The sequence below is a fragment of the Streptomyces sp. A18 genome (assembly GCF_059026065.1).
Genome location: NZ_JBWLKL010000024.1, coordinates 40,063 through 52,220 on the forward strand (window position 1 = coordinate 40,063; position 12,158 = coordinate 52,220).

Sequence of the window (12,158 nt, forward strand, 5' to 3'; positions counted from 1 at the left end):
GCCGAGAGGCTATCGGAGCCCTTGCGCGCCGCCGGGCGTGGGCGGCGATGTCCGAGGCGTGCGGAGAACCCTCCGACGAGCGGAGCGGCACGGCCCTTCCTAGGGTCGATCCATGAGCACCAGCGTGGAGAGCCAGAGGACCGCGCCACCGCAGGGCGCAAGGGACCGCTTCCTCAGACGCGTCCCGGAAGGGTTCGCCGCCTTCTTCGGTGCCCTGGGCCTCTTCTGCGCGATCCTCGCGGTCATCGCCCCGCTGCGCCACCTCCTGCGCCCAGTGGTCCGCGTACTGGACCTCCTCACGGTCCCGGTCAGCCCGAACCTGGCGTACGCGGTCTTCCTCTTCCTCCTCGCCGCGGCGACCGCAGCCCGCAAGAAGGTCGCGTGGTGGCTGGTCATCATCTATCTGGGTCTCCTGCTCGCCTTCGACGTGCTGGGCATCGCCCTCGGCTTCTGGGCGGACTCGCTCCCGTCCCTGATCGTCTGCGGCATCGCGTTCGTGCTCCTGATCCTGGCCCGCAAGGAGTTCTCCGCTGACTCCCGCCGCGGCGCCGTCCGGCGGGCCGTCCTCGTGCTCGTCGCGGGCCTCGCCGTGGCGATCCTGCTCGGCTGGGGTCTCGTCGCGCTCTTCCCCGGTACGTTGCCGCGCAGCGAGGCCCTGCCATGGGCGGCGAACCGCGTCTGCGGCGGGCTCTTCACCGGCCACGACTACTTCGACGGCAGGCCCCCGCGCTCCCTGCACTTCTGGCTCGGCCTCTTCGGCGCCCTCGCCCTCCTCAATGCCGCCGCCACGCTCTTCCGCTCCCAGCGCATGGAAGCCGCCCTGCACGGCGACGAGGAACCCCGCATCCGCGCGCTCCTCGGCACGTACGGCGCCCAGGACTCCCTCGGCTACTTCGCGACCCGGCGCGACAAGGCCGTCGTCTTCTCGCCCAGCGGCAAGGCCGCCGTCACCTACCGCGTCGAGGCAGGCGTCTGCCTGGCCAGCGGCGACCCCGTCGGCGACCGCGAGGCCTGGCCGCACGCGATCGGCGCCTGGCTGGACGTGGCCAGGCAGTACGCCTGGGCCCCGGCCGTGATGGGGGCGTCCGAGGAGGGCGCCACCGCGTACGCGCGCTCCGGGCTCGGTGCGCTCCAGCTCGGCGACGAGGCGATCCTGCACGTCGCGGACTTCGACTTGGACGGCCGCGACATGCGCGTCACCCGGCAGGCCGTGAACCGCGTCCGCCGCACCGGCGCCACCACCCGCATCCGCCGTCACTCCACCCTCACCGACGAGGAGATGGAGGAGACGATCGACAAGGCCGACGCCTGGCGGGACACCGAGACCGAGCGCGGCTTCTCCATGGCGCTCGACCGTCTCGGAGATCCCGAGGACGGCGACTGTCTGCTCGTCGAGGCCCTGGACGCCGATGGGCGGCTGATCGCGCTGCTCTCCCTCGTCCCCTGGGGCAAGGACGGCATCTCGCTGGACCTGATGCGCCGCGACCGGGCCACCGCGCCCAACGGCGTCATGGAGTTCATGGTCGCCGAGCTCTGCGCGGGCGCAGGCAAGTTCGGGGTGCGCCGCATCTCCCTGAACTTCGCCGTCTTCCGCTCGGTCTTCGAGGAGGGCGCCCGCATCGGAGCCGGTCCCGTCCTGCGGCTGTGGCGCAGGCTGCTCCTCTTCTTCTCCAAGTGGTGGCAGCTCGAAGCGCTCTACCGCTCCAACGCCAAGTACCACCCTCACTGGTATCCCCGCTTCATCTGCTACGGCGACGCCGGGGCCCTCGCCCGGATCAGCCTCGCGTCGGGCATCGCCGAGGGCTTCGTCTCCGTGCCCTCGCTGCGCAAGCTGTGGGGCAAGGGCCACGGGACCAAGGGCGTCACCAAGCCCGCGAGCACCGAGGGGCTCCCACCGATCTCCGCCCTGGGCCTCGCGGGCCAGGGAGACGCGGCGGACGCCGACCCCATGTCCGCACTCCCCGACCAGGTCCGCATCCGCCACCGCAAGCTCGACCGACTGCGCGCCGACGGCGTCGACCCCTACCCCGTGGGTCTCCCACCGCGCACCCACACCCTCGCCGACGTGACGTCGGCCCTGACGGGGGATCAAGTGACGGTCGCGGGCCGCGTCATGCTCGTACGCGACTTCGGCGGGGTCATCTTCGCCGTCCTGCGCGACTGGTCCGGTGACCGCCAACTCGCCCTGACCCGCGACCGGTCGGGGCCGGACGTCCTGGAGCGCTTCACCTCCGGCACGGACATCGGCGACCACATCACCGCCACCGGTACGGTCGGCACCAGTGACCGGGGTGAGCTCACCGTCTTCGTCACCGGCTGGCAGCTCACCGGCAAGTGCCTGCGCCCGCTGCCCGACAAGCGCCGTGGGCTCGCCGACCCCGAGGCCAAGGTCCGCCGACGCTACCTCGACCTGGTCGCGAGCCCCGGTGCGCGCGACGTCGTCCGGGCCCGCTCCACCGCCGTACAGGCGTTGCGCCAGGGCCTGTTGGACCGCGGCTATCTCGAGGTCGAGACCCCGATGCTCCAGCAGATCCACGGCGGCGCCAACGCCCGGCCCTTCACCACCCACATCAACGCCTACGACCTGGACCTCTATCTGCGCATCGCGCCCGAGCTGTATCTCAAGCGGCTCTGCGTCGGCGGCATGGAGAAGGTCTTCGAGATGGGCCGCACCTTCCGCAACGAAGGCGTGAGCTACAAGCACAACCCCGAGTTCACCATGCTGGAGGCCTACCAGGCGTTCGCCGACTACGACGTGATGCTCGACCTCACGCGCGAGCTCATCCAGGGCGCGGCCACCGCCGCCTTCGGCGCCCCCGTCGCCCGCAAGGCCGGCGAGGACGGGCGGCTCACCGAGCACGACATCTCGGGCCCCTGGCCGGTCAAGACCGTCTACGGCGCGATTTCCGAGGCGCTCGGCGAGGAGATCGACGCGGACACCCCGCTGCCGCGGCTGCACCAGCTCTGCGATCGCGCCCACGTCCCGTACAGACCGGACGACGGCCGTGGTGACGTCGTACTGGAGATGTACGAGCGCCTCGTCGAGGAGAAGACGAAGCTGCCCACCTTCTACAAGGACTTCCCGACCGACGTCTCCCCGCTGACCCGGCAGCACCGCACCGACCCGCGCCTCGCCGAGCGCTGGGACCTGGTCGCCTTCGGCACCGAACTGGGCACTGCCTACTCGGAGTTGACCGATCCCGTCGAGCAGCGCCGCCGCCTCACCGCACAGTCGCTGCTCGCCGCCGGGGGAGACCCGGAGGCCATGGAGCTGGACGAGGACTTCCTCGACGCCCTGGAGTACGCCATGCCGCCCACCGGCGGGCTCGGCATCGGCGTCGACCGGCTCGTCATGTTCCTCACCGGCCTGACGATCCGCGAGACGCTGCCCTTCCCGCTCGTACGCCGCCGCTGATCCCTGCCGTTCCGGCTGGTCCCATCGGGTGCTTTCGCGGCCCGCCGTGGTGTTGGTGTTCCGCCCCGGCCTTCCGCCATGCGACGGATTAGTCATGAAAAAGGATCAAATGACTCCAGGGCGCCGCGCACTCCTGCGCGGCGCCGCTGTCTTCGGTCTGGTCGCGACCGCGGGCTGCGCGGGCACGGAGCGGCCGGGCGCCGGACGGCCGGGCACGCCAGGGCCCGCGGCGCCCAGCGGTGCGGCGGCCGGCGGCCCGCCCGCCGCACGCGCCCTCAAGCCCTCCGCGTACCGCCTCCAGCCCATGGCGGGCAACGGACCGCCACGTGCCCCGCGCGCCCTGCCCCGCGTCCGCACCAAGCCGATCCTGCGCATGGACGGAGAGGGCCGCACCATGGTGCTGACCTTCGACGACGGACCCGACCCCCGCTACACACCGGGCATCCTGCGCACCCTGCGCCGGTACGACGTCCGCGCGATGTTCTTCGTCTGCGGCGAGATGGCCGCCGACAACGTGGACCTGCTGCGCGAGATGGCCGACGACGGGCACGTGATCGGCAACCACACCTGGACGCACCCGCTGCTCCCGAAGATGACCCGGAGCGCGATGCGCGAGGAGATCGAGCGCACCTCCGAGGTCGTAGAGGCGGCCGTGGGCGAACCCCCCGCCTGGTTCCGCGCCCCCTACGGAGCCTGGAACCGCAACGCCTTCCAGTTGGGCGCCGATCTGGGCATGGAACCGCTCGCCTGGACCGTCGACACCCTGGACTGGACCGAGCCGGGCACCCGCACGATCATCCGGCGCGTACGGGCAGGGGCGGCCCCCGGGGTCGTCGTGCTCTCGCACGACGCGGGCGGCGACCGTACGCAGAGCGTCGAGGCCCTGCGGACCTACCTGCCGGAACTCATCGATTCGGGCTATCGCATCACCGTGCCAAGCCGCTACGGAATGCAGGACGAATTCAGGTAGGCCGAATCCGCGGAAGCCGAATCTGCGTAGGTCGAACCTGTGTAGGTCGAATCAAGGGGTGAATTTCGCCCGTCCGGTGTCGTGTGCAGTCGACGTATTCGCCGTCAGCGCACGTCCACCAGGCGGGCGAAAACGACGACGTTCCCGTCGTATCCGGCCTGCTTGGAGAATCCGCCGCCACAGGTGATGACGCGGAGTTCAGGGGCTCCCTTGTCGCTGTAGACGCGACTTCCCGGGAAATTGTCCTTCTCGAACACTTCGATTCCGTAGATCTCGAAAACCGCGGTCTTTCGGTCCCTGCGCAGGACCTCGACGCGATTTCCCTTCTTCAGCGAGCCCAGGCCGTAGAAGACGGCGGGACCCTGCTGATTGTCCACGTGGCCGACGATCACGGCCGTGCCCTTCTCGCCCGGCGAGACGGCTCCGGTGAACCAGCCGGCGAGGTTCGGGTCCTGCGGCGGCGGCGCGTCCACCCAGCCCTCCGTGTCGAGACCGACGGGCATGACCGGCGCCTCCACCCGGATTCCCTTGATCCCGACCCGCTCGGCGGGGGAGAACGTCAGCGGGGCGACGCCCCGTGCCGAACCATCGGGTGCCTGGTCGGCCGCGGCGGCCGACGCCGGCTGGGGCGGACCCACGTCGAATTCCCCTGAGCCATTCCGGATCAGCGCGAGGCCGGTCAGCAGAACAAGCGCCATCACGCCCCACGGCGCGCGCTTCCTCGGCTGCTCCTCCTCATCGGCCGGCTGGGACGAAGGCATTCTCTGATCCCCTCTCAACGCGGCGTTCGAACCGCGTCCATTGCGCGTACAAGAACGCTAAGCGCGGCGCGCGCGACGGGCGACAGAGCGGGAGCGAACGGGTGGCGCCCATACCGGGCATGCGCCATCCGAGTCGCGGTCCGCAGGAATTTTCTGACGGTCCGTGACCTGCGGCAATATCGGCTTGTACGTTCGCGCTTCGGCGTGTCGCCTCACCAGGACGGCCGATCGCCGAAATGCGGCTCCGCGCACGGCATCTGAGGGTCTGTCTGGGAGGCGCTCTCGCCGATCGACCGGGGACGGTTACCCCGGGGCGTCTTCCGCGGAGGATTCACATGCGTACTTCTCGTATGCGCACCACTCGTGCCCTCGCGGTCGCAGTCACCGCGGGTGCCGTCGTCGGCCTCGCCGCCCCGACGGCATCGGCCTGGGCTGATCCGTCCAACATCGTCGCCATGCCGAGCGTGATCCCCAGAGGGGGACAGCTGACGGTCACGGTCGACGGGAAGGCCTGCCAGGCCCCGGGCAGCAAGGTGACGTCGAATGCCTTCCCCGACACGCCGCTGAAGCACATGGGTGGCGGTACGGCCAGCGCGAACCCCATGGTCAACCACCACGCGAGCCCGGGTGCCCACAGCATCACCGTCCACTGCGGCGGCAAGACCCTCACCAAGCCCGACGCCTTCACCGTCATCCACGGCGGTGTCCGCGGTGGTCTCGGCGGCAGCAGCAGCGAGGGGGCGACGAGCACGGACATGGCCATCGGCGGTGCGCTGGTGGCGGTCGCGCTGGTCGGCGGCGGGGTGTTCTGGATGCGTCGCCGCTCGGAGAACGCGGGCCGCGGCTTCTGACCACAGGCCCGGCACGGCTCGCAGACCCGTCACTCGCACGTCGGGCACCTGCACGTCGGGTACCTGCGTGTCGGGCACCTGAACGTCGGGTGTGAACTGTTCCGCCCTCCTGACCGGCGCGTCCCCCTTCCGCGCCGGTCACGGGGTGGTTCGTGCCAGCCCGCGCACACAGCCGCCCGGTCGTCCACTGAGCTCAGTGGACGACCGGGCGGCTGTGTGCGCGGGCGGCTGTGTGTGCGGTGCCGTGCGGCGGGGCGGTCAGGAGTCGCCGTCGCCGGTGCGGCGACGCGTCCGGTAGTACGCGGTACCGAGCGTGCCCACGATCAGGGCCCCGCCGAGGGCGATCTCGTGCAGGTCGAGCCCGCCGAAGCTGCCGCCGACGCCGGCCTTGACGCCTCGGTGGACGGGGGTGGTCGGGTGATGGGTGGGCTGATGGGTCGGGCGGCCCGTAGCGATCGTGAGGTCCGTGGTCCCCGTCTCGCCCTTGCATTTGAAGGTCACCTCGTACATCGCGCCGGGTTTGGCGTCGGGGAAGACCATCGCGGAGACGGAGTTCTGCCCCTTGGGGATATGGGCGTCGTCGAAGACGCCGGAGGTCACCGTGGTGTTGCCTTCGCAGCCGTCCACGCTGAGCGTGACCTGTCCGCCGGCGGCGATCGTCGACGGGGTGACGCGGAAGCCGAACGAGGTGATGTTGTTGTTCGTGTCGGTTTCGTCCGCGACGGCCGCGGAAGCGGTGGTGGCGGTGAGGGTCAGGGCGGTGGCGGCGAGCAGAGTGGCCGAGGCGACGCGTATCGCGCGCATGATCATTCCTCCGGGTCTCCGAGGAGCAGCCGCGGACCTTCTTCCGCTTGCACCTGAAATGCACCTCGATGCCGGAAACGCTAGGCAGGGACGGAGGCGGCCGCGATCGCAGCCGCGCGAACGGGGCAATGGTGTGCGCCGGACAGGGGAACGGTGCGGGGTGTCGCCGGGGTGGTGACGCGGATTCAGGGGGCGGGGCGTGTAGTGGGCGAAGGTGCTGTTCGGCCGCCGGGCTGGGGAGGGCGTGGCGGGGCCGGACGGTCTTCGGGCCGGATCAGGGTGATCGGAGTGATCGGGGTGATCGGGGTGATCGGGGTGATCGGGGTGATCGGGCACTGTCTCGGCGTCGCCGGGTACGGCGCGGGGCGTCACGTGCGGGGTGAGCCACAAGCCTCGGCGACTCGGGGCTGCGTGAGGGTACGACGCCGGGCACAGCCCAGCACCGGGAGCAGCCGACCCCTCCCACGCCCCCCCGACCTGCCGGAGGCCGCACCCCTGCACTCCCGCACTCGACGTGGAGGCAGGTCACCCGCACCCGCGCCTCGGGCCCTGATGTGGGGGCTGGCCGCCCGTGTCCTTGTCTGTGCCCCGGCCCCTGATGTGGGGGCTGGTCGCCCGCGCCCGGGTTCCGCGCCCCGGCCCCTGACCTGGAGGCCGGTCGCCCGCGCCCCCGCGCCCCCGAACCCGACGCACTACGAGGACGCCCTGGCGCAGGGCCGCGGGCGTGAGTCGGATGCTGCCCGTTGGTCCCGGTGGCGCGAGGCTCCGGCTTACGGGCGGCGTTGGCCGAGCCGCATCGCCCGTCCCGTGGCCGCGCCCCCGTCAGCCTCTCAAGCCGAGCTCCCCGTCCGTGACCGTACCCAACTGGTGCCCCCCACCCGAGAGTCCGGCCCGAGAGTTAGGCCCGAGAGTTCGGCCCGACGGCAGCAGGCATGTGTCCCGGGTGACGCTCAGGAACCCCCTGCCCAGACATGTGCCCCGCTGCCGCGCCACTCCACCAGGTGGGGATCGTCGAGCGCCATGTCGGCGTCGCCCAGGCCCGCGCGGCGCAGGAACTCCACCAGGTCGCGGTCGTCGCGCGCGACGCCGACGGGCTGTCCGCGCACGGAGACCCGCCGTCCGCCGTCGGGAGCGGGCGGGTGGACGATGATGGGTGTCTGCCAGGTCATGCCACCAGAGTGCGCTGTGCGGGGCCGCCGCGCAGCACGGTTTACGGACCTGTGTGCGAGGCCGCTGCCGCGGAGCCGGGTTATCCGCTGCGGCGGTATCCCTCCCAGAGTCGCCCGCCGGACGGCGCGAGCACCTCGTCCGCCAACGCGACGAGACCTGCGGTCTGCTGCCCTCCGGGGCCTCCCGCGCCCGGCCCTCGAGCGGCCCTCAAGCAGCCCTCGAGCGCCATGGAGAAGCTTCGTGGAGAAGCCCGGCCACACCTCGTCCACGCGCCGCGCGAGCTGCTTTCCGCCGCCCAGCCACGACCTCGTACGCAAGAGGACGAACTCGCGGAGCCGTCGGGCGGTCTCGGTGCTGATGAACAACCGCTTGCGGGGCAGCGCGCACCCGGCGAGGTCGTCCAGGAGGTCGGTGCGGGCGTGGCGTCGGTCCTCGAGCTCGTCCGGCGTCGAATCAGGTGGCACCGCCGTCGCCAACTCCCTTGCCGCCTACCGAAGTCGGGCGCCGGCGCCGTCCCGTTCCAGGATCACGACACCGTCCGCGCCCATCGAGCCCATCGAGCGCATCGGCGACCGCCGTCGCGATATCTCCCCGCGGACGAACCACCGCCGGCCGGCCTCGGCGTGCACGAACAGCTAGACGGGCCAGGGCTCCATCTTCCGTCCGCGCTCGTGGCGTACATGTGAACCCACCTGCGGGGCGCGGGTCATGCGGCCGGTCGGGCGGGGTGGCCCCATAGGCTGGGCCCGATGATTGAGACCGTCGTTTTCGACGTGGGGGAGACCCTCACCAAAGATGACCGCTACTGGGCGGCCTGGGCCGACTGGCTCGGCGTGCCCCGTCACACCGTCTCCGCGCTCGTGGGAGGTGTCGTCACCCGGGGCCGCGACAACGCCGAAGCGCTGCGGCTGCTGAGCCCGGACATAGATGTCGCCGCCGCCTATCACGCCCGGGAGGTCGCGGGGCGCGGTGAGCACCTCGCCGAGACCGACCTCTACCCCGATGTACGCCCCGCCCTCGGCGGGCTGCGCAAGCAAGGGGTCCGCGTCGTCATCGCCGGGAACCAGACGTCTCGCGTGGGCGAGTTGCTGCGTGACCTGGATCTGCCCGCCGATCTCGTCGTCACCTCGGGGGAGTGGGGGGTGGCGAAGCCGGATCCCTCGTTCTTCGCCAGGGTGATCGAGGCAGCTCAGGCCGCCCCGGAGCGGACGCTGTACGTCGGCGACCATCCCGCGAACGACATCTACCCGGCGAAGGCGGCCGGGTTGAGAGCGGCGCACATCCGGCGCGGGCCCTGGGGCTACTGGTGGGCTGACGACCCGACCGTCGTCGATGCCGCGGACTGGCGGATCGACAACCTCTCTCAGGTCGCGTCGATCATCGCTGAGTGATGGCTCGTCAGGACGGCTGCTTCGCACTGCCCTTGGGTCGGCCTTGGGCCGTCCTTGGGTTGTCCTTGAGGGACCCCGCAAGGGCGGCGCGGAGCAGCCCATCCCCCTCACCCCCCTAGGTTGTCGTTGTCGTAGAGCGCGCTGAACGGTTCCGGAGTGGCCGCGATGCCGCGGCTGTACGGAGCGTCGAAGTCCCAGATGAGGAAGAGCAGGAAAGCGATCAAGGCCGAGAACAGCCCCGCGAGGATGAGTTCGCGCGCGGTGCGGCGGATCTGCAGGGCGAAGATCATGCCGACGGTGACGAGGCCGCCGGTGATCAGGCCGAACCAGACGACGCCCGGCATGGTCGCCCCGGCGCTGTCGCCACGGGAGTTGCGCGCCTCTGAGGCCGCCGCGACCGCGTCGACGAGCGGTTGGTAGGCCTGGGCCTCGAAGTCGGACTTCGGCTCGTAGTCGGTGACGTCGTGCCGTACGCGGCTGAGGAGTTGGGCACCGCGGTCGGTGAGTTCGCCGTGGTCAGCCATGTGATCCCACTCGATCCTGACGACGTGATCGGCGTAGGCGCGCACGTCCGCGCGGATCCGCTCGCGGACGTCGGTAGGGTAGACCCGCGCCCGCTCCGACACCTCGTGCAACGCCTGTGACTCGGCGCGCACATGGTCCTCCGCGACGCTGCGGGCCTCCCAGACGCCGGCGATGGCCAGCCCGAGGACGATCGCGTACACCACGCCGATCATCATCGTCATGTACTCGATGACGTCCGGCGTCTCCGAAGCGTCGTAATCCGGGCTCGTCCTGCGGTGCCGCAGGAAGGTCACGACGAGGACGACGCCGCACGCGGCGGCCATCGCGAGGGTGAGAACAAGCCATTCCGACATGGGACCTCCGACGGTTCAGCGCGGCCGCAGCGCGGCGACGGCGAGCACCGCGGGCGCGGTGACGAGCAGGGTGAGTGAGACGAGGGACGGGCCGCTGCGGGGCGGCGTCTTACGCGCGGCGGTGCGGTACGACGGGTAACTCACCGGTGTCGGCGAGGCCTTCGGAGTGATGGTCGGCTTCGTAGGCGTAGGCGTAGGCGTAGGCGTAGGCGTAGGCGTAGGCGTAGGCGGCGGCTGCGGCGCGGGCTCGACAGGGGCCGGGCGCGCGGGCGGTGGCGGCGGTGGGGGAGGCGGCTCCGGTGCCGGTGGCTCCGGAGGTGGCGGCGGAGCCGGGGCGGGCGGTGACGGCGGTGGCGGTGGTGGTGGGGGAGGCTCGGGGCGGTGTGTGGGACCCGCCCTGCAGACCACTCCGTCGCCCGCGACCGCCACCGCGTCACCGCCGGGAGCGTCACCGATCGAGGCGTACGAGCAGTTGTCGGCGGGTGCGGTGACCTGTGCCGCGACAGCCGTCGGCGAACCGAGCAGCCAGGCCAGCACCAGAAGCGTGGTCAAGCGTGTGACCAGGCCGGTTGAGGCCCTCGATGATCCATGCACGACCAGGATCATCGACAGCGTGTCGCCCTGCCACGCCGCAGTGGCCCTCCTGCTACCCGAAGGGGGGAGGCGCCGGGTGTGAGGTTGACGGAACAAAAGAATCTTGAACGCAGGTTGAACGCATCAGGCGTTCCCACCCGTACCTAGGGCCATGCGTGACGCACTCAGCGGCGCGACACCCAAGCGACAGCGGGAGTTAGAAATGCGGCATCCATCAGGGAGTTCCTCCAGGGCCTGGCGGAGCGCCTCGCTCGTAGCGACAGCTGCGGCCATGCTGGCGCTGACGACGGCGTGTGGTCAGGAAAAGGGGGACCAGTCGCCGAACGGACAGAACGTCGGCAACCAGGCCCCGGCCGCGGGCGACGGGTACGGAGCAGGGAACGACGGATACGGCGCCGGCGCGGGCGACGCGAAGGAAGGGGCGGGGAAGGCGAAGGCCGCAGGTCAGCTCGCTGTCTGGGACAGCAAGAAGCTGGGCAAGGTCGTCACCGACAGCGAGGGCCACACGCTCTACCGCTTCGACAAGGACACCGCGGAGCCCCCCAAGTCGAACTGTGACGGCGCCTGCGCCACGACCTGGCCCGTGGCGTCGCCCGAAGGCGCGGCCGCCCCGCCCGGCGTGGACAAGTCCCTGCTCGGCGAGGTCACCAGGACCGACGGCAGCAAGCAGCTGACCATCGACGGCTGGCCGATGTACCGGTACGCCAAGGACACCAAGGCAGGCGACGCCAAGGGCCAGGGCGTGGGCGGGACTTGGTACGCGGCGGCCCCCGACGGCAAGAAGGCCGCGCCCGCCGCCGACACGGCCGAACCTCCGGCCGACGAGGCCGAGCCTCCCGCCGACGCGGCTCCCGTCGACCCGGCAGGGCTCTCCACCCGCAAGGACCCGAAGCTCGGGGAGATCGTCGTCGACAAGAACGGCATGACCGTCTACCGCTTCACGAAGGACTCCGCCTGGCCGATGAAGTCCGCGTGCACCGGCGCCTGCCTGGAGAAGTGGCCGGTGGTACCGCCCGTCGAGAAGAACGACACCAAGGGGATCCTGAAGAAGGGCTTCGTCGTCTTCGACCGCCCCGACGGACAGCGCCAGCAGACGATCGACTGCTGGCCGATGTACACCTTCTCCGGTGACAAGAAGCCCGGAGACACCAATGGCCAGGGCGTGGGCGGCACTTGGTACGCCGCCGGTCCTGACGGAAAGGCCGTCGGCGCCCCGAAGTAGACGTACAGGAATCAGCCGCACAGAAGGGAGCTCGTCGCAGGCACCTCGCGTACGGTCGGACCGGTCCGTTCCTTTCCCCTCCCCGGGGAAGGGACGGACCGG

Annotated in this window: 10 protein-coding genes; 5 read left to right on the forward strand and 5 right to left on the reverse strand. The window is 71.0% G+C overall.

Going from position 1 to position 12,158, the window contains the following annotated elements; translation table 11 throughout:
* Nucleotides 1–112 precede the first annotated feature (112 nt).
* Both lysX and AC5P1C_RS29360 read left to right on the forward strand, forming a co-directional pair.
* On the forward strand, nucleotides 113–3,415 hold the full coding sequence (gene lysX / locus AC5P1C_RS29355) for a bifunctional lysylphosphatidylglycerol synthetase/lysine--tRNA ligase LysX (RefSeq protein ID WP_493868955.1): 3,303 nt from the start codon (nucleotides 113–115) through the stop codon (nucleotides 3,413–3,415).
* Between the two features lie 94 nt (nucleotides 3,416–3,509).
* A complete protein-coding gene (locus AC5P1C_RS29360) occupies nucleotides 3,510–4,385 on the forward strand; it encodes a polysaccharide deacetylase family protein (RefSeq protein WP_493868956.1) in 876 nt (291 codons plus the stop codon).
* Nucleotides 4,386–4,489: 104 nt separating this feature from the next.
* On the opposite strand, the gene AC5P1C_RS29365 is transcribed toward AC5P1C_RS29360, so the two are convergent.
* Entirely contained in the window at nucleotides 4,490–5,146 is a 657-nt protein-coding gene (locus AC5P1C_RS29365) for a class F sortase (protein WP_493868957.1), read from the reverse strand.
* A 350-nt stretch (nucleotides 5,147–5,496) separates the two neighbouring features.
* Between AC5P1C_RS29365 and AC5P1C_RS29370 the strand changes: the two genes are divergently transcribed.
* The gene (locus AC5P1C_RS29370; protein ID WP_493868958.1) at nucleotides 5,497–5,997 is read left to right on the forward strand and encodes a hypothetical protein; all 501 of its coding nucleotides are present in this window, start codon (nucleotides 5,497–5,499) and stop codon (nucleotides 5,995–5,997) included.
* A 258-nt stretch (nucleotides 5,998–6,255) separates the two neighbouring features.
* Here AC5P1C_RS29370 and AC5P1C_RS29375 read toward each other — a convergent pair whose 3' ends face one another.
* Nucleotides 6,256–6,801, reverse strand: a complete 546-nt coding sequence (locus AC5P1C_RS29375) for a hypothetical protein (protein ID WP_493868959.1) — start codon at nucleotides 6,799–6,801, stop codon at nucleotides 6,256–6,258.
* 950 nt (nucleotides 6,802–7,751) lie between these two features.
* Nucleotides 7,752–7,970 carry a hypothetical protein gene (locus AC5P1C_RS29380; protein WP_493868960.1) on the reverse strand — a complete coding sequence of 73 codons (219 nt, stop codon included), beginning with the start codon at nucleotides 7,968–7,970 and terminating at the stop codon, nucleotides 7,752–7,754.
* A 750-nt stretch (nucleotides 7,971–8,720) separates the two neighbouring features.
* Between AC5P1C_RS29380 and AC5P1C_RS29385 the strand changes: the two genes are divergently transcribed.
* On the forward strand, nucleotides 8,721–9,362 hold the full coding sequence (locus AC5P1C_RS29385; protein ID WP_493868961.1) for an HAD family hydrolase: 642 nt from the start codon (nucleotides 8,721–8,723) through the stop codon (nucleotides 9,360–9,362).
* A 107-nt stretch (nucleotides 9,363–9,469) separates the two neighbouring features.
* Here the strand turns inward: AC5P1C_RS29385 and AC5P1C_RS29390 are convergent, their stop codons facing one another.
* A complete protein-coding gene (locus tag AC5P1C_RS29390) occupies nucleotides 9,470–10,240 on the reverse strand; it encodes a bestrophin-like domain (protein WP_493868962.1) in 771 nt (256 codons plus the stop codon).
* Nucleotides 10,241–10,255: 15 nt separating this feature from the next.
* Nucleotides 10,256–10,792, reverse strand: coding sequence for a hypothetical protein (locus tag AC5P1C_RS29395; RefSeq protein WP_493868963.1), 537 nt, complete (start codon nucleotides 10,790–10,792; stop codon nucleotides 10,256–10,258).
* 244 nt (nucleotides 10,793–11,036) lie between these two features.
* Here AC5P1C_RS29395 and AC5P1C_RS29400 point away from each other — a divergent pair, with 244 nt between their 5' ends.
* Entirely contained in the window at nucleotides 11,037–12,056 is a 1,020-nt protein-coding gene (locus AC5P1C_RS29400) for an SCO0930 family lipoprotein (RefSeq protein WP_493868964.1), read from the forward strand.
* Nucleotides 12,057–12,158: the final 102 nt, after the last annotated feature.